This is a genomic window from Salmonella sp. SJTUF15570, assembly GCF_043357055.1.
In the GTDB taxonomy this organism is placed as follows: domain Bacteria; phylum Pseudomonadota; class Gammaproteobacteria; order Enterobacterales; family Enterobacteriaceae; genus Salmonella; species Salmonella enterica.
Window position 1 is genome coordinate 152,056 of record NZ_JBEUKJ010000007.1, and the last position, 23,974, is coordinate 176,029.

Annotated in this window: 18 protein-coding genes and 1 pseudogene; 12 read left to right on the forward strand and 7 right to left on the reverse strand. The window is 52.8% G+C overall.

Annotated features, from left to right (window positions below; translation table 11 throughout):
• Window positions 1-417 (reverse strand): DUF2756 family protein, encoded by a 417-nt coding sequence (locus ABVN44_RS15795; RefSeq protein WP_000826041.1) that lies wholly within the window; start codon window positions 415-417, stop codon window positions 1-3.
• A 125-nt stretch (window positions 418-542) separates the two neighbouring features.
• Between ABVN44_RS15795 and ggt the strand changes: the two genes are divergently transcribed.
• Complete coding sequence (gene ggt / locus ABVN44_RS15800; protein WP_023231462.1) at window positions 543-2,285, forward strand: gamma-glutamyltransferase; 1,743 nt, start codon at window positions 543-545, stop codon at window positions 2,283-2,285.
• A gap of 44 nt (window positions 2,286-2,329) precedes the next feature.
• Here the strand turns inward: ggt and ABVN44_RS15805 are convergent, their stop codons facing one another.
• The 5 genes from ABVN44_RS15805 to yhhY all read right to left on the reverse strand — a co-directional run bounded on the left by ABVN44_RS15805 (window position 2,330) and on the right by yhhY (window position 7,130).
• Window positions 2,330-3,364, reverse strand: coding sequence for a phosphotriesterase (locus ABVN44_RS15805; protein ID WP_000675710.1), 1,035 nt, complete (start codon window positions 3,362-3,364; stop codon window positions 2,330-2,332).
• Complete coding sequence (locus ABVN44_RS15810) at window positions 3,361-4,332, reverse strand: DMT family transporter (protein WP_001038949.1); 972 nt, start codon at window positions 4,330-4,332, stop codon at window positions 3,361-3,363. The genes ABVN44_RS15805 and ABVN44_RS15810 overlap by 4 nt, the downstream gene beginning before the upstream one ends.
• A gap of 53 nt (window positions 4,333-4,385) precedes the next feature.
• The gene (locus ABVN44_RS15815; protein WP_001066509.1) at window positions 4,386-5,147 is read right to left on the reverse strand and encodes a glutamine amidotransferase; all 762 of its coding nucleotides are present in this window, start codon (window positions 5,145-5,147) and stop codon (window positions 4,386-4,388) included.
• Between the two features lie 15 nt (window positions 5,148-5,162).
• Window positions 5,163-6,377: a PfkB family carbohydrate kinase gene (locus tag ABVN44_RS15820; RefSeq protein WP_001631133.1), complete on the reverse strand. Its 1,215-nt coding sequence runs from the start codon at window positions 6,375-6,377 to the stop codon at window positions 5,163-5,165.
• A 264-nt stretch (window positions 6,378-6,641) separates the two neighbouring features.
• Complete coding sequence (gene yhhY / locus ABVN44_RS15825; RefSeq protein WP_023231809.1) at window positions 6,642-7,130, reverse strand: N-acetyltransferase; 489 nt, start codon at window positions 7,128-7,130, stop codon at window positions 6,642-6,644.
• A gap of 465 nt (window positions 7,131-7,595) precedes the next feature.
• Between yhhY and ABVN44_RS15830 the strand changes: the two genes are divergently transcribed.
• The 5 genes from ABVN44_RS15830 (at window position 7,596) to gntU (ending at window position 12,585) form a co-directional block, all read left to right on the forward strand.
• Window positions 7,596-8,633 carry an oxidoreductase gene (locus ABVN44_RS15830; protein ID WP_023231807.1) on the forward strand — a complete coding sequence of 346 codons (1,038 nt, stop codon included), beginning with the start codon at window positions 7,596-7,598 and terminating at the stop codon, window positions 8,631-8,633.
• A 122-nt stretch (window positions 8,634-8,755) separates the two neighbouring features.
• On the forward strand, window positions 8,756-9,451 hold the full coding sequence (locus ABVN44_RS15835; protein ID WP_000639789.1) for a pirin family protein: 696 nt from the start codon (window positions 8,756-8,758) through the stop codon (window positions 9,449-9,451).
• 129 nt (window positions 9,452-9,580) lie between these two features.
• Window positions 9,581-10,576: a gluconate operon transcriptional repressor GntR gene (gene gntR, locus ABVN44_RS15840; protein WP_000730239.1), complete on the forward strand. Its 996-nt coding sequence runs from the start codon at window positions 9,581-9,583 to the stop codon at window positions 10,574-10,576.
• 138 nt (window positions 10,577-10,714) lie between these two features.
• Window positions 10,715-11,248, forward strand: coding sequence for a gluconokinase (gene gntK, locus ABVN44_RS15845; protein WP_000108342.1), 534 nt, complete (start codon window positions 10,715-10,717; stop codon window positions 11,246-11,248).
• A complete protein-coding gene (gene gntU, locus ABVN44_RS15850) occupies window positions 11,245-12,585 on the forward strand; it encodes a gluconate transporter (protein ID WP_023231806.1) in 1,341 nt (446 codons plus the stop codon). Before gntK ends, gntU begins: the two co-directional genes overlap by 4 nt.
• 114 nt (window positions 12,586-12,699) lie before the next feature.
• Here gntU and ABVN44_RS15855 read toward each other — a convergent pair.
• Window positions 12,700-12,774: pseudogene (locus tag ABVN44_RS15855) on the reverse strand (MarC family protein); the annotation flags it as partial.
• Between the two features lie 234 nt (window positions 12,775-13,008).
• Here ABVN44_RS15855 and asd point away from each other — a divergent pair.
• The 6 genes from asd to glgP all read left to right on the forward strand — a co-directional run bounded on the left by asd (window position 13,009) and on the right by glgP (window position 23,832).
• Window positions 13,009-14,115 carry an aspartate-semialdehyde dehydrogenase gene (gene asd / locus ABVN44_RS15860; RefSeq protein ID WP_000799940.1) on the forward strand — a complete coding sequence of 369 codons (1,107 nt, stop codon included), beginning with the start codon at window positions 13,009-13,011 and terminating at the stop codon, window positions 14,113-14,115.
• A gap of 347 nt (window positions 14,116-14,462) precedes the next feature.
• Window positions 14,463-16,649 carry a 1,4-alpha-glucan branching enzyme gene (gene glgB, locus ABVN44_RS15865; protein WP_000098553.1) on the forward strand — a complete coding sequence of 729 codons (2,187 nt, stop codon included), beginning with the start codon at window positions 14,463-14,465 and terminating at the stop codon, window positions 16,647-16,649.
• The gene (gene glgX / locus ABVN44_RS15870; RefSeq protein ID WP_000192491.1) at window positions 16,646-18,622 is read left to right on the forward strand and encodes a glycogen debranching protein GlgX; all 1,977 of its coding nucleotides are present in this window, start codon (window positions 16,646-16,648) and stop codon (window positions 18,620-18,622) included. The genes glgB and glgX overlap by 4 nt, the downstream gene beginning before the upstream one ends.
• A gap of 14 nt (window positions 18,623-18,636) precedes the next feature.
• Window positions 18,637-19,932: a glucose-1-phosphate adenylyltransferase gene (gene glgC, locus ABVN44_RS15875; protein ID WP_000253995.1), complete on the forward strand. Its 1,296-nt coding sequence runs from the start codon at window positions 18,637-18,639 to the stop codon at window positions 19,930-19,932.
• On the forward strand, window positions 19,932-21,365 hold the full coding sequence (gene glgA / locus ABVN44_RS15880) for a glycogen synthase GlgA (RefSeq protein WP_001197669.1): 1,434 nt from the start codon (window positions 19,932-19,934) through the stop codon (window positions 21,363-21,365). Before glgC ends, glgA begins: the two co-directional genes overlap by 1 nt.
• Window positions 21,366-21,384: 19 nt before the next feature.
• Entirely contained in the window at window positions 21,385-23,832 is a 2,448-nt protein-coding gene (glgP, locus tag ABVN44_RS15885; RefSeq protein WP_000993424.1) for a glycogen phosphorylase, read from the forward strand.
• The last annotated feature ends 142 nt before the right edge of the window (window positions 23,833-23,974 follow it).

Genomic DNA, 23,974 nt, shown 5'->3' on the forward strand with positions numbered 1-23,974 from the left:
TTAAGGGCTGATGGTTTTCAGCGGGATGTCAGGCTGCGGCGTCCCGCTGTCCTGCTGCAACATTGGCTGGGAATGGTTTAGCATCCGGTCCGGATTTCCGCTGCCGCTGAGCATTCCGCCCTGCGTATTGGGCAGCGTTTGCTGACCGAGCATACCGTTGCCCGGCTGTCCCTGCTGAACCCGCTGCGTATTGGCATTCAACTGCGACTGTAGATTTTGCTGCTGGCTGCGCGCCTGCGTTTGCATCTGTTGTTTCAACATACCCTGCTGCTGAATCTGCTGCGTTTGCATCTGCGTCTGCATACGCTGCTGGCTGGGAATCTGATAACCTGGCTGATTAGGATTATTCATAGTGTTAATTGGCTGGGCCAATACAGCAAAGGGTAACAAAGCCGTAATAAGTAGTAAGCGTTTCATTGTCGTCTCCTCCCGATGAGGCCTCTTTTTAAGTGTACCTCTATTTCGCCATGATGATGATTTTTTAAGCGTTGTGGACCAGGATTAAACGGGACATACACCCATTTATCTGGAGAAAAACAACGATGAAACCAACGTTTATGCGCTGGGTGGCGATCGCCGCTCTGCTGGCCGGGGGGACGTTTAGCGCGGTGGCCAATCCTCCCGTCGCGCCGCCAGTCTCCTATGGTGTTGAAGAAGATGTCTTTCATCCTGTACGGGCGACGCAAGGGATGGTGGCGTCCGTGGATGCAATGGCGACGCAGGTTGGCGTGGATATCTTAAAGCAGGGCGGTAATGCCGTGGATGCCGCCGTCGCCGTGGGCTATGCGCTGGCTGTCACGCATCCGCAAGCCGGGAATCTGGGCGGCGGGGGATTTATGCTGCTGCGCACTAAAGATGGCGCTACCACGGCGATTGATTTTCGTGAAATGGCGCCGGCCGGCGCTACGCGCGATATGTTCCTTGACGATCAGGGTAACGCCGATGCGAAAAAGTCGCTGACGTCGCATCTGGCATCCGGTACGCCGGGTACCGTGGCGGGGTTCTCGCTGGCGCTGGAGAAATACGGCACGATGCCGCTGAATAAAGTGGTGCGTCCGGCGATGAAGTTGGCGGAAGAGGGTTTTGTGGTTAACGATGCGCTGGCCGACGACTTAAAAACTTACGGCAGCGAAGTGATCCCCAACCATGAGAACAGCAAAGCCATTTTCTGGAAAGACGGCGAGCCGCTGAAAAAAGGCGATAAGCTGGTCCAGAAGAATCTGGCGAAAAGCCTGGAAATGATTGCCGAAAACGGCCCGGATGCGTTTTATAAAGGGGCGATTGCTGACCAGATTGCCGGAGAAATGCAGAAGAACGGCGGTCTGATGACCAAAGAGGATTTAGCCAGCTATAAAGTCGTTGAGCGTACGCCAATCAGCGGTGACTATCGCGGGTATCAGGTCTTCTCCATGCCGCCGCCATCCTCGGGCGGTATTCACATCGTACAGATCCTGAATATCCTCGAAAATTTCGACATGAAGAAGTACGGCTTTGGCAGCGCCGATGCCATGCAAATCATGGCGGAAGCGGAAAAATACGCCTACGCTGACCGCTCAGAGTATCTGGGCGATCCGGACTTTGTGAAAGTGCCGTGGCAGGCGCTGACCAACAAAGCCTATGCGAAAACGTTGGCCGATCAAATTGATATCAACAAGGCCAAACCTTCCAGCCAGATAAAACCGGGCAAGCTCGCCCCGTATGAAAGCAACCAGACCACCCACTTCTCGGTGGTGGATAAAGACGGCAATGCCGTGGCGGTGACCTATACCCTGAACACCACCTTCGGCACAGGAATTGTGGCGGGAAATACCGGTATTCTGCTGAATAATCAAATGGATGATTTTTCTGCTAAACCCGGTGTACCCAATGTTTATGGCCTGGTGGGCGGCGATGCTAACGCGGTCGAACCAAAAAAACGTCCGCTGTCGTCGATGTCGCCCACTATCGTGGTAAAAGACGGCAAAACCTGGCTGGTGACCGGCAGTCCTGGCGGGAGTCGAATTATCACTACCGTGCTGCAAATGGTAGTGAACAGCATTGATTTTGGCATGAACGTCGCCGAAGCGACCAACGCGCCGCGTTTCCATCATCAATGGTTGCCGGACGAACTGCGGGTAGAAAAGGGCTTCAGCCCCGATACGCTGAAGTTGCTGGAACAGAAAGGGCAGAAAGTGGCGCTGAAAGAAGCGATGGGCAGTACCCAAAGTATTATGGTTGGACCGGATGGCGAACTGTACGGTGCGTCTGACCCGCGTTCGGTGGATGATTTAACGGCGGGATACTGATTTTTAATTCCAGGCCCGGTGTCAGACACCGGGCTATTTGCAGATTATGCCGTGAGTAATCGGGCTGGATTATCAATACAAAGCTTGCGCAGAGTATCGTTGTCTACTCCGCGAGCAGCCAGATAGGCGAGGAAGACATTCGGGACAAACCCCCAGCCATTTCCGCCATTTTTCGCCCACATCTGTTTGAGAAAAACATCATGGCTTAAAACGATTTGGTCGGCGTAACCCAGTGCAATCAGATTCGCTACTGCATCTGCGGTCTCCTGAACGCCCGGCGCGACACCTTCTTTTGGAAAGGTGATGTCCAGACCAATCATGTCAAATTCAAGCCATACGCCACGGTCGAGCATTTTACGTTGATAGACGACATCTTTTCCTGAAGGGTCCGAATGCGCCAGCGAGACTTTTGCCGGAGAGACGTTCATTTCTTCCAGCACGATATCCAGCACCTCATCACCCAGTCGCAGCCACCCTGGCATATGGATATTCATCGCCGTGTGGGGGTTGTTACATTGTGCCAGAGACGCTGCCCGCAGGCTGTTACGCTCCGCTTGGGTAAACGCGGGAGATACGCCGATTTCACCGATCATGCCAGCGCGAATATCCGTCTCGCCAATACCCTGATTCAGTTCTTTATCAATGAGTGAGGCTAACAGCTCAACAGGTTTATGGATCCGGGTACTTTCAAATTTCTCCAGATAAGGTCCGGATGACGCAACGATATTCAAACCCGTTTTTAAGGCAACTTCTCGTAGCGCTGAGGCGTCCCGCCCAATGGATTCTGATCCGGTGGCGTCGACAATCGTCCTGCCGCCCAAAGACATAAAGTTATTGATTTCGAAGATAACATCATCAATCTCTTTGCGGTCCATGTTATCGGCGCAGCAGTATGGGTCGTGTTTCAGTCCCCACTGCAGGTCAGCACTGACTTTCTTTCCCACCAGTTGCTGTGAAAAAGCATAATGTGGCTCGTCTACGACCGAAGACAGATCGTTAAACAGATGTTCATGCGGTAGCGTCAGCCCCATATCCGTATGTGCCACCGGGCCTGTTACGGTTTGCAGGAAACCTTTCATTCTGACACCTCCATTCTTTGCGCCATTTTGGATGCTCTGTATTCAGGGATGGTGGTCACAATCGCACCGACTAACGCGAACAGCGTACCGATGATGGTGACCAGGTAGACCGTATTGCCTAATGAAGGGATCAATTCATCAATTAGCACTGAGCCAAGCAGTTGGCCTGCTGTTGACGCTACGCCCAGCATCAATAGCCCTAAGCCTCTCACCAGAATCGCCATTAGCCCGATGGACAGCAGACCCAGCGGACCACCGAGATACATCCACCATGTATCGGGTAACTGAATGGTGACATGGCCTAATGCGATACGTATCGCCAGCGCCGCGCCCAGGACACAAAAGCCGACGATGAAGTTCCATGTAATGGACACCAGCATGGAGCCCGTTGCCTCGGCGACTTTCGCATTCCCCGCAGGCTGCCAGCCAGCGAGTAACCCTGCCAAAAAGGGGAGGATAGCGAGCAGGATAAACGAGGTTGAGTGCCACTGTGGCGACACGACAAAAATGGTGGCGATAACGGCGAACAATGCGCCAGTAATGCGCCATGGCGTAAAATATTTCTTCTCCTCCACGCCGATGCCAAAACGGTCGCACAGCAGGCCGGAAAGAAGCAGGGCAGAAATTAATGCCGTTTGAAAGGTGGCAACGCCCAGCGCGCTGGCGGATGCGCCTTCAGAAAATACGACCATAGCCCCGCATAATCCTGCAAACCAATTCCATAGCGGAATTTTTCTCTTTTTAATCAGAGTAGGGATTGAGGCGAATTGCTGGCGTGTTTCTTTGCGCGCAATAATAATAAAAAACATGACGACCAGACCGCTGGCAAACGAGATTACTGCGCAAGCATTACCGTCTTGTAACCAATGTCCTAACTGCCCATTAACGGCAGACTGCATCGGGGAAAGCATACCGGCTAAGATGGTGGCAAGCATCAGCAAGGGGGTTGAGTACTTATTCTTGTTCATACATCAATCCTTATATTTTATAAAAGGAGTAACTTTCGTTACTCCATTGTTTTTTATTTTCTGGCGATGAATTGAAGCGTGTTGACCCACAGGTCGGTATAAAATGGCCATGACATAAACTGCTGGGTTCCCCAGTGTGGGGAGCAGTCACTCATAAAGCAGGCGGTTTTACCCTGTTGGTATTCACCGAACACTAACAATGGGTCATTATTTATTGTTAATACGACATCGGCATCGTCTCTGGCGACGGCCTGGTTATATCCAAGAAATACCGGATAATCTGAGAACCCGTTAACAACAGGATGTTCAGGTGAGACAGCCTCAGCACAGATACCCTCGGGCTTTTCTACCCGGTCATCGCCATCAAGCATAATAACTGGCAGAACCTCAGCAAGAACGGTGTTCTTATAATTGGCTTTTGCCTCAATACCCATAAATGACAGATAACCGCCAATCATGAGTAGTCCACCGCCATTTTTGACGTACTCTTTAATGGACTCCAGAGCGTTTGGTTTTATTTTTAGCTGATAAAATGTCTCGTTTTGCAACAGGAAGGTATTACTACCAATGTCGCTAATAACAATCACATCGTAACGGTTTAATTCGTCAATACTCTCTGGAAAGGCAATTTGTACTGTGTGGGCAGGCATGTAATCAATATCAACGCCGCCTTTCCTCAGGCATTCCAGTAACCATGTAGCGCCTTCTTCATATTTACTGGAGGTGAAACTGTCATAACCTTTTGAATGAATCATATGAATATGCCAGGATTCTCCAATAAAGAGCACCTTTAGTTTTTTCTGCGTATTGTTCATAGTCTGCTCCTTGATTTAGTGAGTAGAGATAGTTTGTTTGTAATGTGAACCCTGAATACGATGAAGAACGGAGTCGTTTTCCGGCATATCAGAGGCATTAGGCGTTTCAACCGCAAGTGAGGCAAATGCGCTGGCGTAGCACAATGCGGATGCCAGTGACTTTCCTTTTGCAAGGCCAGATGCGAGGGCGCCATTGAAAGCGTCACCCGCTCCCGCCGTATTTTTTACAACTGCCGGAAATGCCGGGGAATAGATGAATTGTGTGCCGTCATAAGCAAGCGAACCTTTGCTACCTAATGTAATAATGGTATTTTTGACGCCTTTCTGATGAATAATTTTGGCCGCGCATTTGGCTGATTCGATATCATTAACCGCCATATTGGCCAGCAGGCCTGCTTCCGTTTCATTTGGCGTAATATAATCAATGTTATCAATGATGGTGTTAACCATGTCATTGTATGGCGCTGGATTGATGATGACCGGTATGTCATTTTTTTGTGCGAGACGAATTGTTTGCTGCAGCGCTTCGTAATTCGTCTCCAGTTGGACAAGAACAATATCTGAATGAACAATGGCTTCTTTCTGAATGGTGATTTCATCAGGGGAAATTGTCATGTTGGCGCCAGGGTAGATAGCTATGACGTTATCTCCGGTATCTCCATTCACCATGATAGTTGCTGTACCTGTTTGTGTTTCTTTGGTCTGGTAGATAACACTTTTATGGATTTTTGATGAGTTTATAAAATTAATGGCGTAATCGCTAAAATGATCTGAGCCGACTTTAGTAATAAAATGCACATCAGAATCGGCATAGCTTGCTGCTAATGCCTGATTACATCCCTTACCGCCGGGTGAAAAAATAAATTTATCGGCCAGCAATGATTCTCCCGTTGAGGGTAATCTCGGTAGATAACTGATAATATCAACATTGAACGAGCCAATAACACATACATTATTTTTCATGGCAGAGAGACCTTTTTTATTTTTCTGCGCTGATTCATATTTTTCCAGCACATAAGCAATTTCATTTTTTGCGACGTTATCAAGAGAATCAAGGGTAATAAATGCACCACCATGACAGCGAGTAAGATATCCCTGTCCGGCAAGTTCATTGAGATCTGAACGAATAGTTTCCTTTGTTACCTTGAGACTTTTCGCCAGATTTGAAACTTTTACAACTCCCGAAATACTGAGTTCCTTCAATATTCTATGATGGCGTTCAAATTTCATTTTTTACCTCACCGTGGTTAAATTAGTCCCGGGAGGAGTATATTGTTGTGATTGTCACCATAAAGTGATGGCAGAAACCAAAAAAAAACAAAAATGTAATATTGATATTGCTAAAATTACGGAAAAAACGGTGATAAAGCTTAAAGTGGTAATAACCATGAAATTCAGATGGTTATTGTTTTGATATAGGGGAAGTAGGTTGCAATAACTGGAATGTTGTGAAGGTTTGTGACGTTTCGCCCCACAGGGTGGGGCGGGGAAACTTTATTTCACGCGCGCCATAAAGTACGCATCAACGTACTCACCGTTGCGCAGGCCGTATTTCTTACCGGTGCCTTCGATTTCAAAGCCGTACTTCTTATACACCGCCACGGCGGGCTCGTTATCAACAAACACCGTTAGCTCAATACGCTCGACGCGCAGCCAGTTGTCACACATGTCGATCATCGTGTGGATCAGCGCGCTGGCAATGCCGCGATTGTGCCACCGGGTATCCACGCAGATACCAAAATCGGCCACGTGGCTGCGACGGGGACGTTGGGTGACCTGAATAGAAAGATGGCCAACGACAATATCGTCAATGCAGGCAACCAGTTGTTTAACCCCGGCTTGCTCGGTTAGCCGCGCCTGCCACATTTCGAGGGAAGGATGAGGAACCTGTAGCGTGTTGTGGTACACCTCCGGCTGGGCGTGGATCTGACGAATGGCGTCGTAATCTTTCGGTTCAGCGTGGCGTATCACTATTTCACTCATTCCTTATCTCCTGCAGGGTTAATTGTGTATTTACACTCGCTGAGAAAGAAAATTCCGTCAACCGCATTTTTTTGCAAAAAGAAGTAGACAAGTGCGAATGAGAATGATTATTATTGCCTTGCATTCAGGGGAACCCCTACGGAGAACCTGAAAGCACGACATTGCTCACATTGCTTCCAGTATTATTTTGGCCAGCTTTTGCTGGCTTTTTTTTTGGTTTTGTTTCAGCCTGGCTTACTTGTCATTTTGTCCCCGGGAAGTGCTCGTGCTCCTCACGTACATTTAGTACGCTCCGGGCCCTACGCGCTTGCCGTGAACAACTGACCGCGACGCCGACGGCCGATCTTGAGGCATCTGCTTTTGTAGGCCCGAAAAGGCAACGCCGCATCCGGCAAAGAATCCAACATTCAGTCTCCTCACGCTTTGCGCTATGGTGTAAACAATCATCTTCAAAAGGATCGTCTCATGACCTTACACTGCGCATTTATTGGATTTGGCAAAAGTACCACCCGTTACCATCTCCCCTACGTTCTGAATCGGAAAGATACCTGGCATGTCGCGCATATTTTCCGTCGTCACGCTAAATCGGAAGAGCAGGCGCCGCAGTATTCGCATATTCACTTCACCAGCGATCTGGATGAGGTGTTGGGCGATCCGCAGGTAAAACTGGTGATCGTCTGTACACATGCTGATAGCCATTTCGAATACGCCAAACGCGCGCTGGAAGCGGGTAAAAATGTGCTGGTTGAGAAACCTTTCACGCCGACGCTGGCGGAGGCAAAAGTGTTGTTCGACCTGGCGCGAAGCAAAGGACTGACCGTCACGCCGTATCAGAATCGGCGTTTTGATTCCTGTTTTCTCACGGCTAAAAAAGCGATTGAGAGCGGCAAACTGGGCAAGATTGTCGAAATTGAAAGCCATTTCGATTATTACCGCCCGGTAGCAGAAACCAAACCGGGCCTGCCGCAGGACGGCGCATTCTATGGACTTGGCGTCCACACTATGGATCAAATTATTTCGCTATTTGGCCGCCCGGATCATGTCGCGTATGACATTCGTAGCCTGCGTAATAAAGCGAACCCGGATGACACCTTTGAAGCGCAACTGTTTTATGGCGATTTGAAGTCTATCGTTAAAACCAGCCATCTGGTGAAAATCGACTATCCAAAGTTTATTGTTCACGGCACCAAAGGTTCGTTTGTGAAATACGGTATCGATCAACAAGAAACCAGCCTGAAAGCGAACATTATGCCTGGCGAACCCGGTTTTGCCGCTGACGAATCCGTCGGGGTGCTGGAATATGTTAACGATGACGGCGTGACCGTGAAAGAAGAGGTGAAACCGGAAACGGGTGACTATGGCCGCGTCTATGATGCGCTGTACCAGACGTTGACCGTCGGTACGCCTAATTACGTCAAGGAATCTGAAGTTCTTACCAACCTGGAAATCCTCGAACGTGCTTTCGAACAGGCATCGCCTGCGACGATAACCCTCGCTAAATAGCCTGCGCAGACTCCTCTTGGCTTGTTCATATTTTTTGAACAGAGGAGTCAATTTTCACCCTCTATGATCCCGGACGGAATGAGTCCACACTTATTCCATCGAAAACATCTGGGGTGAACACAATGATCTACTTACGCAAAGCAAACGACCGCGGTCATGCGAATCATGGCTGGCTTGACTCCTGGCATACCTTTTCTTTTGCCGATTATTACGATCCGAACTTTATGGGGTTCTCGGCGCTGCGTGTGATTAACGACGATGTGATCGACGCAGGCCAGGGTTTCGGCACGCATCCGCATAAAGACATGGAAATCCTGACTTATGTGCTGGAAGGCGCGGTGGAGCATCAGGACAGTATGGGCAATAAAGAACAGGTTCCGGCAGGTGAATTCCAGATTATGAGCGCCGGGACCGGCGTTCGCCACTCCGAGTACAACCCGAGCAAAACGGATCGTCTGCGGCTGTACCAGATCTGGATCATTCCGCAAGAAACCGGCATCACGCCGCGCTACGAACAGCGCCGCTTCGACGCCGCGCAGGGCAAGCAACTGGTGCTTTCGCCAGATGCTCGCGATGGTTCGCTGAAGGTCCACCAGGATATGGAGCTGTACCGCTGGGCGCTGCTCAAAGATGAGCAGTCGGTGCATCAGATTGCCGCTGAGCGCCGCGTCTGGATCCAGGTGGTAAAAGGTAACGTGACCATTAACGGCACCAAAGCCACCACCAGCGACGGCCTGGCGATTTGGGATGAGCAGGCAATCTCGATTCATGCCGACAGCGACAGTGAAGTGTTGTTGTTTGACTTGCCGCCAGTCTAACGTGCTGTAACCTTTTGTAGGCCGGATAAGACGCGAAAGCGTTGCCATCCGGCTTTTCATCGTTTGTCATTAATTCCGCACGTCCGTGGTAAACTGGGCAAATCTATCCCTTTTATACCTTTCAGGACGATGAAAAAGAAAAGACCCGTACTTCAGGATGTAGCCGACCGCGTGGGCGTGACCAAAATGACGGTCAGCCGTTTTTTGCGTAATCCGGAGCAGGTCTCCGTCGCGCTGCGGGGTAAAATTGCGGCTGCGCTTGATGAGCTCGGGTACATTCCTAATCGCGCGCCTGACATTCTTTCCAACGCCACCAGCCGCGCTATTGGCGTTCTGCTGCCGTCTTTAACCAACCAGGTCTTTGCGGAAGTGTTACGCGGCATTGAGGCCGTCACCGATGCCCACGGGTATCAGACCATGCTGGCGCACTACGGCTATAAACCGGAGATGGAGCAGGAGCGCCTGGAATCGATGCTCTCCTGGAATATCGACGGCCTGATCCTCACTGAGCGTACCCATACGCCGCGCACCTTAAAAATGATCGAAGTCGCCGGGATTCCGGTGGTGGAACTGATGGACAGCCAGTCGCCGTGTCTCGATATTGCCGTCGGTTTTGACAACTTCGAGGCCGCCCGTCAGATGACCGCCGCGATTATCGCGCGTGGTCATCGTCATATCGCCTATCTGGGGGCGCGCCTCGACGAACGTACTATCATCAAGCAGAAGGGCTATGAACAGGCGATGCGGGACGCAGGACTGGTTCCTTACAGTGTGATGATGGAGCAATCTTCATCCTACTCTTCCGGTATCGAACTCATGCGCCAGGCGCGACGCGAATACCCACAGCTTGACGGTATTTTTTGCACCAACGATGACCTGGCGGTGGGGGCGGCCTTCGAATGCCAGCGCCTGGGGCTAAAAATCCCGGACGACATGGCGATCGCCGGGTTCCACGGTCATGACATCGGCCAGGTGATGGAACCGCGTCTGGCAAGCGTCCTGACGCCGCGCGAGCGAATGGGCAGCATTGGCGCGGAACGTCTGTTGGCCCGCATTCGCGGCGAAACGGTCACGCCGAAAATGTTAGATTTAGGTTTCACCTTGTCACCGGGCGGATCTATTTAGTCTGACAACTTTGAAGTAGCTCACACTTATTCACTTTTGGCACGAATGGTCATTGCGTCGTGAATGGTGCGGTTGGACAATGTTACCGATAACAGTTACCCGTAACAAATTTTGCAACTTGTAGAGTGGGGGCCCGCTTTGAGCACGACTAATCATGATCACCACGTTTACGTTCTGATGGGCGTATCAGGCAGCGGTAAATCCGCTGTCGCAAGCGCCGTGGCGCATCAGCTTCATGCCGCGTTTCTGGACGGCGATTTTCTGCATCCGCGCTGCAATATTGAAAAAATGGCTTCCGGCGAGCCGTTGAATGATGATGACCGCAAACCGTGGTTACAGGCGCTGAACGACGCCGCTTTCGCGATGCAGCGTACCAATAAAATCTCGCTGATCGTCTGTTCCGCACTGAAAAAACATTATCGTGACCTGCTGCGCGAGGGAAACCCGAACCTCTCCTTTATCTATCTGAAAGGTGATTTCGACGTCATTGAAAGCCGTCTGAAAGCGCGCAAAGGTCATTTCTTCAAAACCCAGATGCTGGTGACGCAGTTTGAAACGCTGCAAGAGCCGGGTGCCGACGAACGCGATGTTCTGGTGGTGGATATCGACCAGCCGCTGGAAGGCGTCGTGGCGAGCACCATTGAGGTCATCAATAAAGGCAGTACGCTGTGAGTACATTAACACTGGTTTTAACCGCCGTCGGTTCCGTCTTACTGCTGCTGTTTTTGGTGATGAAGGCGCGTATGCACGCCTTCGTCGCGTTAATGGTCGTCTCGATGGGCGCGGGGCTTTTTTCAGGGATGCCGCTTGATAAAATCGCCGCGACCATGGAAAAAGGGATGGGCGGCACGCTGGGATTCCTGGCGATTGTGGTCGCGCTGGGGGCGATGTTCGGCAAGATTCTGCATGAAACCGGCGCGGTCGATCAGATAGCCGTCAAGATGCTTAAATCCTTTGGCCATAACCGCGCGCACTATGCGATTGGCCTGGCCGGGCTGATTTGCGCGCTTCCGCTGTTCTTTGAAGTGGCGATTGTGCTGCTGATAAGCGTGGCGTTCTCTATGGCGCGTCATACAGGCACAAACCTGGTGAAGCTGGTCATTCCGCTGTTTGCGGGCGTGGCGGCAGCCGCGGCGTTTTTGTTGCCTGGGCCTGCGCCGATGCTGCTGGCTTCCCAGATGCATGCTGATTTCGGCTGGATGATCCTGATTGGGCTGTGCGCCGCCATTCCTGGCATGATTATCGCCGGGCCGCTGTGGGGGAATTTTATCAGCCGCTACGTTGAGCTGCGTATTCCTGACGACATTACCGAGCCGCATCTGGGTGAAGGTAAAATGCCTTCTTTCGGCTTCAGCCTGTCGCTGATTCTGTTGCCGTTGGTGCTGGTAGGGCTGAAAACGATCGCCGCGCGTTTTGTGCCGGAAGGTTCCAGCGCTTACGAATGGTTTGAGTTTATCGGTCACCCCTTCACTGCGATTCTGGTCGCTTGTCTGGTAGCGATTTACGGCCTGGCGATGCGTCAGGGGATGCCGAAAGACAAAGTGATGGAAATCTGCGGCCACGCGCTGCAACCGGCGGGCATTATCCTGCTGGTGATTGGCGCAGGCGGGGTGTTCAAACAGGTACTGGTTGACTCCGGCGTCGGCCCGGCGCTGGGCGAAGCGTTAACCGGTATGGGACTGCCGATTGCCATTACCTGCTTTGTGCTGGCGGCGGCGGTGCGCATCATTCAGGGTTCCGCGACCGTGGCGTGTTTAACCGCGGTCGGTCTGGTGATGCCGGTCATTGAGCAACTGAATTTCTCCGGCGCGCAGATGGCGGCGCTCTCTATCTGTATCGCCGGCGGTTCAATTGTGGTTTCTCATGTTAACGACGCCGGTTTCTGGCTATTCGGTAAATTTACCGGCGCGACCGAAGCGCAGACGTTAAAAACCTGGACGATGATGGAAACTATCCTCGGTACGGTCGGCGCGATTGTCGGAATGATTGCTTTCCAACTGCTGAGCTGAGTCTTGTTGCCCGGTGGCGCTGTGCTTACCGGGCCTGGAAACGGGCACATATCGACACCGTAAGCCGGGTAAGGCGTAATCGCTACCCGGTTTTTTTATTGAGGTGTGCATGGCAATCGCCCAACGACGTTTTGCCTCGCCATGTTTCAGTACGCGCATAAAAGCAGGCAAATTTCTACGCTGATCCATAATTAGGATCAATAAAACAGCGACGGAAATGATTCCCTTCCTAACGCAAATTCCCTGATAATCGCCACTGGACTTTCTGCTTGCGCGGTAAGGCAGGATAAGTCGCATTACTGATGGCTTCGCTATCATTGATTAATTTCACTTGCGACTTTGGCTGCTTTTTGTATGGTGAAGGATGCGCCACAGGATACTGGCGCGCATACACAGCACATCTCTTTGCAGGAAAAAAACGCTATGAAAAATGTTGGTTTTATCGGCTGGCGCGGAATGGTCGGCTCTGTTCTCATGCAACGCATGGTAGAGGAGCGCGATTTCGACGCTATTCGCCCTGTTTTCTTTTCTACCTCCCAGTTTGGACAGGCGGCGCCCACCTTCGGCGACACCTCCACCGGCACGCTACAGGACGCTTTTGATCTGGATGCGCTAAAAGCGCTCGATATCATCGTGACCTGCCAGGGCGGCGATTATACCAACGAAATTTATCCAAAGCTGCGCGAAAGCGGATGGCAGGGTTACTGGATTGACGCGGCTTCTACGCTGCGCATGAAAGATGATGCCATTATTATTCTCGACCCGGTCAACCAGGACGTGATTACCGACGGCCTGAACAATGGCGTGAAGACCTTTGTGGGCGGTAACTGTACCGTTAGCCTGATGTTGATGTCGCTGGGCGGTCTCTTTGCCCATAATCTCGTTGACTGGGTATCCGTCGCGACCTATCAGGCCGCCTCCGGCGGCGGCGCGCGCCATATGCGCGAGCTGTTAACCCAGATGGGTCAGTTGTATGGCCATGTCGCCGATGAACTGGCGACGCCGTCTTCCGCAATTCTTGATATTGAACGCAAAGTTACGGCATTGACCCGCAGCGGCGAGCTGCCGGTTGATAACTTTGGCGTACCGCTGGCGGGAAGCCTGATCCCCTGGATCGACAAACAGCTCGATAACGGCCAGAGCCGCGAAGAGTGGAAAGGCCAGGCGGAAACCAACAAGATTCTCAATACCGCCTCTGTGATTCCGGTTGATGGTTTGTGTGTGCGCGTCGGCGCGCTGCGCTGTCACAGCCAGGCGTTCACCATCAAGCTGAAAAAAGAGGTATCCATTCCGACGGTGGAAGAACTGCTGGCGGCACATAATCCGTGGGCGAAAGTGGTGCCGAACGATCGTGATATCACTATGCGCGAATTAACCCCTGCGGCGGTGACCGGCACGTTGACTACGCCGGTTGGTCGTCTGCGTAAGCTGAACATGGGGCCAGAGTTCTTGTCGGCGTTTACCGTAGGCGACCAGTTGTTATGGGGCGCCGCCGAGCCGCTGCGTCGAATGCTGCGCCAGTTGGCGTAGTAGCTATTGCAGCGCTTATCGGGCCTGCGTGTGGTTCTGTAGGCCGGATAAGGCGCGTCAGCGCCGCCATCCGGCGGGGAAATTTGTGTTAAACCAGGGGTGCATCGTCACCCTTTTTTTTGCGTAATACAGGAGTAAACGCAGATGTTTCATTTTTATCAGGAGTTAAGCAGAGCATTGGCTATTCTTTAAGGGTAGCTTAATCCCACGGGTATTAAGCCTAACCTGAAGGTAGGACGACGCAGATAGGATGCACAGTGTGCTGCGCCGTTCAGGTCAAAGAAGTGTCACTACCTGATGTTGAATTCAGTGAGATGGAGTGACGCCACAAAACAGGATGACAAACCATGTCCAGTCGTATCGATAGAGACGTGATTAATGCGCTAATTGCAGGACATTTTGCGGACCCTTTTTCCGTACTCGGAATGCACCAGACCCAAGCCGGACTAGAAGTCCGCGCCCTATTACCTGATGCCACCGACGTATGGGTGATTGAACCCAAAACCGGACGTAAAGTCGGCAAACTGGAATGTCTCGACGCTCGCGGTTTTTTCTGCGGCGTTTTACCCCGACGTAAAAATTTCTTTCGCTATCAGCTCGCCGTGACCTGGCACGGACAGCAGAACCTCATTGACGATCCTTACCGTTTTGGTCCATTAATACAGGAAATGGATGCCTGGCTATTGTCGGAAGGCACCCACCTGCGTCCTTATGAAACGCTGGGCGCGCACGCCGATACGATGGATGGCGTCACCGGCACCCGTTTCTCCGTCTGGGCGCCTAATGCTCGTCGCGTTTCGGTTGTCGGGCAATTCAACTATTGGGATGGGCGTCGCCACCCGATGCGTCTGCGCAAAGAGAGCGGTATTTGGGAGCTGTTTATCCCCGGCGCGCATAATGGACAACTGTATAAATTCGAGCTGCTTGATGCGAACGGTAATCTGCGCATTAAAGCCGATCCCTATGCTTTTGAGGCGCAGATGCGTCCGGAAACGGCGTCGATGATTTGCGGACTGCCGGAGAAAGTGACGCCAAGCGAAGAACGACAAAAAGCCAATCAGTTTGATGCGCCGATCTCGATTTATGAGGTGCATTTAGGTTCATGGCGCCGCCATACGGATAACAATTTCTGGCTGAGCTATCGTGAGCTGGCGGATCAGCTTGTGCCTTACGCCAAATGGATGGGCTTTACGCACCTTGAACTCTTGCCAGTCAACGAACATCCGTTTGACGGCAGTTGGGGCTACCAGCCGACCGGCCTCTACGCGCCGACCCGCCGCTTTGGTACGCGGGACGACTTCCGCTATTTCATCAATGCGGCCCATGCGGCGGGCCTTAACGTCATTCTCGACTGGGTGCCGGGCCATTTCCCGTCCGATGAATTTAGCCTCGCGGAGTTTGACGGCACCCACCTCTATGAGCACAGCGACCCGCGCGAGGGCTATCACCAGGACTGGAATACGCTGATCTACAACTATGGTCGTCGTGAAGTCAGTAATTATCTGGTGGGCAACGCCCTGTACTGGATGGAGCGTTTTGGGATTGATGCGCTGCGTGTCGATGCGGTGGCCTCTATGATCTACCGCGACTACAGCCGCAAAGAGGGCGAGTGGATACCGAACGAGTTCGGCGGTCGTGAAAACCTGGAAGCCATTGAGTTTCTGCGCAATACCAACCGCATTATTGGCGAGCAGGTGCCCGGCGCGGTCAGCATGGCGGAAGAATCGACAGACTTCTCTGGCGTGACGCGTCCACCGGAAACGGGCGGGCTGGGGTTCTGGTACAAGTGGAATCTGGGCTGGATGCACGACACGCTGGACTACATGAAGCTGGACCCGGTGTACCGCCAGTATCATCACGACAAGCTGACCTTTGGTATGTTGTACAACCATACCGAAAACTTTGTTCTGCCGCTGTCGCACGATGAGGTGGTTCACGGCAAGAAATCCATTCTCGATCGTATGCCGGGCGATGCGTGGCAAAAATTTGCCAACCTGCGCGCCTATTATGGCTGGATGTGGGCCTTCCCCGGCAAGAAACTGCTGTTTATGGGGAATGAGTTTGCCCAGGGACGCGAGTGGAACCATGACGCCAGCCTCGACTGGCACCTGCTGGAGGGGGGCGATAACTGGCACCACGGGGTTCAGCGTCTGGTACGCGATCTCAACCACACCTATCGCCACCATAAAGCGTTGCATGAGCTGGATTTTGATGCTTACGGCTTTGAGTGGCTGGTGGTCGATGACAATGAACGCTCGGTACTGATTTTTGTACGCCGTGATAAAGCCGGTAACGAGATCATCGTCGCCAGCAACTTTACGCCCGTGCCTCGCCACGACTACCGCTTTGGCATCAACCAGCCGGGACGCTGGCGTGAAATTCTCAATACTGATTCGATGCATTATCACGGTAGCAACACCGGCAATGGCGGCGTGGTGCACAGCGATGAGATCGAAAGCCATGGCCGTCAGCACTCTCTTAGCCTGACGTTACCGCCGTTGGCGACGATCTGGCTGATGCGGGAGGGGGAATGACGCAGCTTGCGATCGGCGAAGCAACGCCGCATGGCGCAACGTATGACGGTCATGGCGTGAATTTCACGCTCTTTTCCGCTCATGCGGAGCGCGTAGAGCTGTGCGTTTTTGATTCCCGAGGGAATGAGCGTCGCTATGACCTGCCAGGACGTCGCGGCGATGTCTGGCATGGTTATCTGGCAGGCGCCAGGCCAGGTTTGCGCTATGGCTATCGCGTACATGGCCCGTGGCAGCCAGCGCAGGGGCATCGGTTTAATCCGGCGAAGTTACTGCTTGACCCTTATGCGCGCCGGGTCGAGGGCGAACTAAAAGATCATCCGCTGTTGCACGGCGGACACGATGAACCGGACTACCGCGATAACGCGGCGGTGGCGCCGAAAAGCGTGGTAATCAGCGACCATTATGACTGGGAAGATGACGCCGCGCCGCGCACGCCGTGGGGAAAAACGGTCATCTATGAAGCACATGTCAAAGGGCTTACCTACCTGCATCCGGAACTCCCCCAGGAGATACGCGGTACCTATAAAGCGCTCGGTCATCCGGTCATGGTGGCGTACTTCAAACAGCTTGGCATTACGGCGCTGGAACTGTTGCCGGTGGCGCAGTTTGCCAGCGAGCCGCGCCTGCAACGTATGGGGCTGACCAATTATTGGGGTTACAACCCGATGGCGATGTTCGCGCTGCATCCCGCCTGGGCCAGTTCGCCCGAGACGGCGCTGGACGAGTTTCGCGATGCGGTGAAAGCGCTGCATCGCGCGGGGATTGAGGTCATTCTGGACATCGTATTAAACCATAGCGCCGAGCTGGATCTGGACGGTCCAACCTTCTCCCTGCGCGGAATTGATAACCGTAGCTATTATTGGATAAGGGACGATGGCGATTATCACAACTGGACGGGGTGCGGCAACACGCTCAATTTAAGCCATCCCGGCGTGGTGGAATACGCGTGCGAGTGTTTGCGCTATTGGGTGGAAACCTGTCATGTCGATGGTTTTCGTTTTGATTTGGCGTCCGTCATGGGGCGCACGCCGACGTTTCGCCAGGATGCGCCGCTGTTCGCCGCGATTAAAGCGTGTCCTGTGTTATCAACGGTCAAGCTGATTGCTGAACCGTGGGACATTGGCGAGGGCGGCTATCAGGTCGGGAATTTTCCGCCACCGTTTGCCGAGTGGAACGACCATTTTCGCGATGCGGCCCGCCGATTCTGGTTGCCGCGTAACCTGACGACCGGGGAGTTTGCCTGTCGTTTCGCCGCTTCCAGCGATGTGTTTAAACGCAATGGCCGCGCGCCCGGCGCCTCTGTCAATCTGCTCACGGCGCATGACGGTTTTACGCTCCGGGACTGCGTCTGTTTCAATCAGAAACACAATGAGGCGAACGGTGAGGAAAATCGCGACGGCACCAACAGCAATTACAGCGACAATCATGGTAAAGAAGGATTAGGCGGTCCGCTTGATTTAATGGAGCGGCGGCGCGACAGCATTCATGCCCTGCTGGCGACGCTACTGCTCTCTCAGGGAACGCCGATGCTGCTGGCAGGCGATGAACACGGCCATAGCCAGCACGGCAACAATAACGCCTACTGTCAGGATAATGCCTTAACCTGGCTGGACTGGCAGCAGGCAAATCGTGGGTTAACCACGTTTACCGCCGCGCTGATTCGTTTGCGTCAGCAGATACCGGCTTTAACCGGCAATAGCTGGTGGGAAGAAGGCGATGGCAACGTGCGTTGGCTGAATAAAAACGCGCAACCCTTGAGTGCGGATGAGTGGCAAAACGGGCCTAAGCTGATGCAAATTCTGTTGTCGGACCGTTTTCTGATTGCGATAAATGCCACGCTTGAGGTGACAGATATAGTTTTACCCGAAGGGGAATGGCGCGCCGTTCCCCCATTCGCTGGAGAGGATAATCCGGTGATAACGGCGGTCTGGCAGGGACCTGCGCATGGACTGTGTGTGTTCCAGAGAGGATAAAAAAGGAGTTAATCATGGTGAGTTTAGAGAAGAACGATCGTGTAATGTTGGCGCGCCAGCTGCCATTGAAATCTGTTGCCCTAATCCTGGCCGGCGGCCGCGGCACGCGTCTAAAAGATTTAACGAACAAACGCGCCAAACCAGCCGTCCACTTTGGTGGGAAGTTCCGCATCATCGATTTCGCCTTATCTAATTGTCTGAACTCCGGGATTCGCCGTATCGGCGTGATCACTCAGTATCAGTCCCACACGCTGGTGCAACATATTCAGCGCGGCTGGTCACTGTTTAGCGAAGAGATGAACGAATTTGTCGATCTGCTGCCAGCCCAACAGCGTATGAAGGGCGAAAACTGGTATCGCGGCACGGCAGACGCGGTGACCCAGAACCTGGATATTATTCGTCGCTATAAAGCGGAATATGTCGTCATCCTGGCAGGCGATCATATCTATAAGCAGGACTACTCGCGTATGTTGATCGATCACGTTGAAAAGGGCGCGCGTTGCACGGTGGCCTGTATGCCGGTGCCGATCAAAGAAGCGACGGCGTTCGGCGTGATGGCGGTCGATGAAAGCGACAAGATTATTGATTTTGTCGAAAAACCGGCGAATCCCCCCGCAATGCCTGGTGACGCCAGCAAATCGCTGGCCAGTATGGGCATTTACGTTTTTGACGCCGATTACCTGTATGAATTGCTGGCGGCAGACGATAAAGATGACGCTTCCAGCCACGATTTCGGTAAAGACATTATCCCCAAAATCACCCGCGAAGGTATGGCTTACGCGCATCCTTTCCCGCTCTCCTGCGTGCAGTCCGATCCACAAGCCGAACCGTACTGGCGCGATGTAGGTACGCTGGAAGCTTACTGGAAGGCGAACCTGGATTTAGCCTCGGTGACGCCGGAGCTGGATATGTATGACCAGAACTGGCCTATCCGTACGCATATGGAATCGCTACCGCCTGCGAAATTCGTGCAGGACCGCTCAGGTAGCCACGGTATGACGCTGAACTCGCTGGTCTCCGGCGGCTGCATTATCTCCGGTTCGGTGGTGGTGCAATCTGTGCTCTTCCCACGGGTGAGAATAAATTCTTTTTGTAATATTGATTCGGCAGTGTTGTTACCTGAGGTTTGGGTAGGACGCTCCTGCCGTTTACGTCGCTGTGTTATTGACCGTGCCTGTATTATCCCGGAAGGCATGGTGATTGGTGAAAATGCGGAAGAGGACGCTCGTCGTTTCTACCGTTCAGAAGAAGGTATTGTACTGGTCACGCGTGAAATGCTGCGCAAACTGCAGGTCAAACAGGAGCGATAATGCAGGTTTTACATGTATGTTCAGAGATGTTCCCCCTGCTGAAGACTGGGGGGCTGGCGGATGTGATAGGCGCGTTGCCTGCGGCACAAATTGCGGATGGTGTTGATGTTCGCGTTCTGCTTCCAGGGTTTCCCGATATCCGTCGGGGGATACCCGATGCGCATGTGGTGAGCCGCCGCGATACTTTCGCAGGTAAGATATCGCTGCTGTTCGGGCATTATAACGGCGTGGGCATTTATCTGATCGACGCGCCGCATCTGTACGAGCGTCCAGGCAGTCCCTATCACGATACGAATTTATATGCCTATACCGATAACGTGCTGCGCTTTGCCCTGTTAGGGTGGGTCGGCTGTGAAATGGCCTGCGGACTTGATCCATTCTGGCGCCCCGACGTGGTGCACGCCCATGACTGGCACGCTGGGCTGGCGCCCGCCTATCTGGCGGCGCGCGGGCGGCCGGCGAAATCGGTCTTTACCGTACACAACCTGGCCTATCAAGGCATGTTTTATGCAAAGCATATGGATGACATCGAACTGCCGTGGTCATTCTTTAATATGCATGGGCTGGAGTTCAACGGACAACTCTCCTTTTTGAAGGCCGGTTTGTACTATGCCGACCATATTACGGCGGTGAGCCCGACCTATGCGCGTGAAATTACTGAACCGCAGTTTGCTTATGGTATGGAAGGCCTGCTGCGCCAGCGTCATCTGGAAGGGCGCTTGTCCGGCATACTGAACGGCGTGGATGAGAAGATCTGGAACCCGGAATCCGATCTGCTGCTGGCGTCGCGCTACACGCGCGATACCCTGGAAGAGAAGGCGGAAAACAAACGTCAGCTACAAATTGCGATGGGGTTGAAGGTTAACGACAAAGTGCCGCTGTTTGCCGTGGTAAGCCGTCTGACCAACCAGAAAGGTCTGGATCTGGTGCTGGAGGCGTTACCGGGACTGCTGGAGCAGGGCGGGCAGTTGGCGCTACTTGGCGCGGGCGATCCGGTGCTTCAGGAAGGGTTCCTCGCGGCGGCGGCGGAACACCCAGGGCAGGTTGGCGTACAGATCGGCTATCACGAAGCTTTCTCGCATCGCATTATGGGCGGCGCGGACGTTATTCTGGTGCCCAGTCGTTTCGAACCGTGCGGCTTAACGCAGTTATATGGCTTAAAGTATGGCACGCTGCCTCTGGTGCGGCGTACCGGGGGGTTGGCCGATACGGTCTCCGACAGTTCGCTGGAAAATCTGGCGGACGGTATCGCCAGCGGTTTTGTCTTCGAAGACAGTAACGCCTGGTCGTTGCTACGCGCGATTCGGCGTGCTTTTGTGTTGTGGTCACGGCCTTCGCTTTGGCGGTTTGTACAACGGCAGGCGATGGCGATGGATTTTAGCTGGCAAGTTGCCGCGAAATCATACCGCGAGCTGTACTATCGCTTGAAATAGTCATCCAGGAATCATTTATATGAATGCTCCGTTTACTTATGCATCGCCCACTCTCAGCGTTGAGGCGCTTAAGCATTCTATTGCCTATAAGCTGATGTTTACGATTGGTAAAGACCCGGTCATTGCCAATAAACACGAATGGCTGAACGCCACGTTGTTCGCGGTGCGCGATCGTCTGGTGGAGCGCTGGCTGCGTTCTAATCGAGCCCAATTATCGCAGGAAACCCGGCAGGTTTATTACCTGTCGATGGAGTTTTTGATTGGTCGTACTCTCTCTAACGCGCTGCTCTCGTTGGGCATTTATGACGACGTTAAAGGCGCGCTGGAGGCCATGGGCTTAGATCTCGAAGAGCTGATCGATGAAGAGAATGACCCAGGGCTTGGCAACGGCGGCTTAGGACGGCTGGCGGCTTGCTTCCTGGACTCGCTGGCGACGCTAGGATTACCGGGCCGCGGGTACGGCATTCGCTACGATTACGGCATGTTTAAGCAGAATATTGTCGACGGGCGGCAAAAAGAGTCTCCGGATTACTGGCTGGAATATGGCAACCCGTGGGAGTTCAAGCGCCACAATACGCGCTATAAGGTGCTTTTTGGCGGGCGCATTCAGCAGGAAGGTAAAAAAGCGCGCTGGATTGAGACGGAAGAGATTCTGGCCGTCGCGTATGATCAGATCATCCCCGGTTACGACACCGACGCCACTAACACACTGCGGCTGTGGAATGCGCAGGCCAGTAGTGAAATCAACCTCGGTAAATTCAACCAGGGCGACTACTTTGCGGCGGTGGAAGATAAAAACCACTCTGAGAACGTTTCACGGGTACTCTACCCGGACGATTCCACCTATTCCGGACGCGAGCTGCGCCTGCGCCAGGAGTATTTTCTGGTCTCGGCGACGGTACAGGATATCCTGCACCGTCATTATCAACTGCATAAAACCTATGAGAATCTGGCGGATAAAATCGCCATTCACCTCAATGATACGCATCCGGTGCTTTCAATTCCGGAGCTGATGCGCCTGCTGATTGATGAACATAAATTTAGTTGGGACGACGCGTTTGAGGTGTGCTGTCAGGTCTTCTCTTATACCAACCATACGCTGATGAGCGAGGCGCTGGAGACCTGGCCTGTCGATATGCTGGGGAAAATTCTGCCCCGTCACCTGCAGATTATCTTCGAGATTAACGACTATTTCCTGAAAACGTTGCAGGAGCAATATCCCAACGATACCAGCCTGCTTGGACGCGCGTCGATTATTGATGAGTCGAACGGCCGCCGGGTACGGATGGCCTGGCTGGCGGTGGTGGTCAGCCATAAAGTCAACGGCGTTTCTGAACTCCATTCCAACCTGATGGTGCAGTCGCTGTTCGCGGATTTTGCGAAGATTTTTCCGACCCGTTTTTGTAACGTCACTAACGGCGTTACGCCGCGCCGCTGGCTGGCGCTGGCAAACCCGCCGCTTTCTGACGTGCTGGATGAGAATATTGGTCGTACCTGGCGTACCGATCTTAGTCAGCTCAGCGAGCTGAAGCAGCATTGTGATTATCCGCTGGTCAATCATGCGGTGCGTCAGGCGAAGCTGGAAAATAAAAAACGGCTGGCGGTAGTGATAGCGCAACAACTGAATGTGGTGGTAAACCCTAAAGCGTTATTTGACGTGCAGATTAAGCGTATTCACGAATACAAGCGGCAGTTGATGAATGTACTGCATGTCATTACCCGCTATAACCGCATTAAAGAAAATCCGGAGGCCGACTGGGTGCCGCGGGTGAATATTTTTGCCGGTAAGGCGGCTTCCGCCTATTACATGGCAAAACACATTATTCATCTGATCAACGACGTGGCGAAAGTGATTAACAACGATCCGCAGATTGGCGACAAGCTGAAAGTGGTGTTTATCCCGAACTACAGCGTCAGCCTGGCGCAGGTGATCATTCCCGCTGCCGACCTGTCTGAGCAGATTTCGCTGGCAGGGACAGAAGCTTCCGGCACCAGTAATATGAAATTTGCCCTGAACGGCGCGCTCACCATTGGTACGCTGGATGGCGCGAACGTAGAGATGCAGGAGCATGTCGGCGAGGAGAATATCTTTATCTTCGGTAATACTGCAGAAGAGGTGGAAGCGTTGCGCAGGCAGGGTTATAAGCCTCGCGACTATTATGAAAAAGATGAAGAGCTACATCAGGTACTGACGCAGATTGGTAGCGGCGTCTTTAATCCGGAAGAGCCAGGCCGTTACCGCGATCTGGTAGATTCGCTGATTAACTTTGGCGATCACTATCAGGTGCTGGCGGACTACCGCAGCTACGTGGACTGCCAGGATAAGGTGGATGAGTTGTATCGTCGCCCGGAAGAGTGGACGACGAAAGCGATGCTCAACATTGCCAATATGGGCTACTTCTCATCGGACAGAACCATCAAAGAGTATGCCGAAAATATCTGGCATATTGATCCGGTGCGGTTGTAGCGGTTTAATGCTTGAGAACGGGGCCAAACGGCCCCGTTTTTTATCGTGGTATATTCGGGGGGTATGCCGATATTCGTCTGCTGAATCTGTTAGCGGCACTTGGTCTCTGTCATGGAAAAAGGGTTGAGTACTGGTGTATAGT

Bases quoted from the DNA above. Each gene is read 5' to 3' on its own strand.
- ABVN44_RS15795 (WP_000826041.1), bottom strand. From the start codon at position 417: ATGAAACGCTTACTACTTATTACGGCTTTGTTACCCTTTGCTGTATTG.
- ggt (WP_023231462.1), top strand. From the start codon at position 543: ATGAAACCAACGTTTATGCGCTGGGTGGCGATCGCCGCTCTGCTGGCC.
- ABVN44_RS15805 (WP_000675710.1), bottom strand. From the start codon at position 3,364: ATGAAAGGTTTCCTGCAAACCGTAACAGGCCCGGTGGCACATACGGAT.
- ABVN44_RS15810 (WP_001038949.1), bottom strand. From the start codon at position 4,332: ATGAACAAGAATAAGTACTCAACCCCCTTGCTGATGCTTGCCACCATC.
- ABVN44_RS15815 (WP_001066509.1), bottom strand. From the start codon at position 5,147: ATGAACAATACGCAGAAAAAACTAAAGGTGCTCTTTATTGGAGAATCC.
- ABVN44_RS15820 (WP_001631133.1), bottom strand. From the start codon at position 6,377: ATGAAATTTGAACGCCATCATAGAATATTGAAGGAACTCAGTATTTCG.
- yhhY (WP_023231809.1), bottom strand. From the start codon at position 7,130: ATGAGTGAAATAGTGATACGCCACGCTGAACCGAAAGATTACGACGCC.
- ABVN44_RS15830 (WP_023231807.1), top strand. From the start codon at position 7,596: ATGACCTTACACTGCGCATTTATTGGATTTGGCAAAAGTACCACCCGT.
- ABVN44_RS15835 (WP_000639789.1), top strand. From the start codon at position 8,756: ATGATCTACTTACGCAAAGCAAACGACCGCGGTCATGCGAATCATGGC.
- gntR (WP_000730239.1), top strand. From the start codon at position 9,581: ATGAAAAAGAAAAGACCCGTACTTCAGGATGTAGCCGACCGCGTGGGC.
- asd (WP_000799940.1), top strand. From the start codon at position 13,009: ATGAAAAATGTTGGTTTTATCGGCTGGCGCGGAATGGTCGGCTCTGTT.
- glgB (WP_000098553.1), top strand. From the start codon at position 14,463: ATGTCCAGTCGTATCGATAGAGACGTGATTAATGCGCTAATTGCAGGA.
- glgX (WP_000192491.1), top strand. From the start codon at position 16,646: ATGACGCAGCTTGCGATCGGCGAAGCAACGCCGCATGGCGCAACGTAT.
- glgC (WP_000253995.1), top strand. From the start codon at position 18,637: ATGGTGAGTTTAGAGAAGAACGATCGTGTAATGTTGGCGCGCCAGCTG.
- glgA (WP_001197669.1), top strand. From the start codon at position 19,932: ATGCAGGTTTTACATGTATGTTCAGAGATGTTCCCCCTGCTGAAGACT.
- glgP (WP_000993424.1), top strand. From the start codon at position 21,385: ATGAATGCTCCGTTTACTTATGCATCGCCCACTCTCAGCGTTGAGGCG.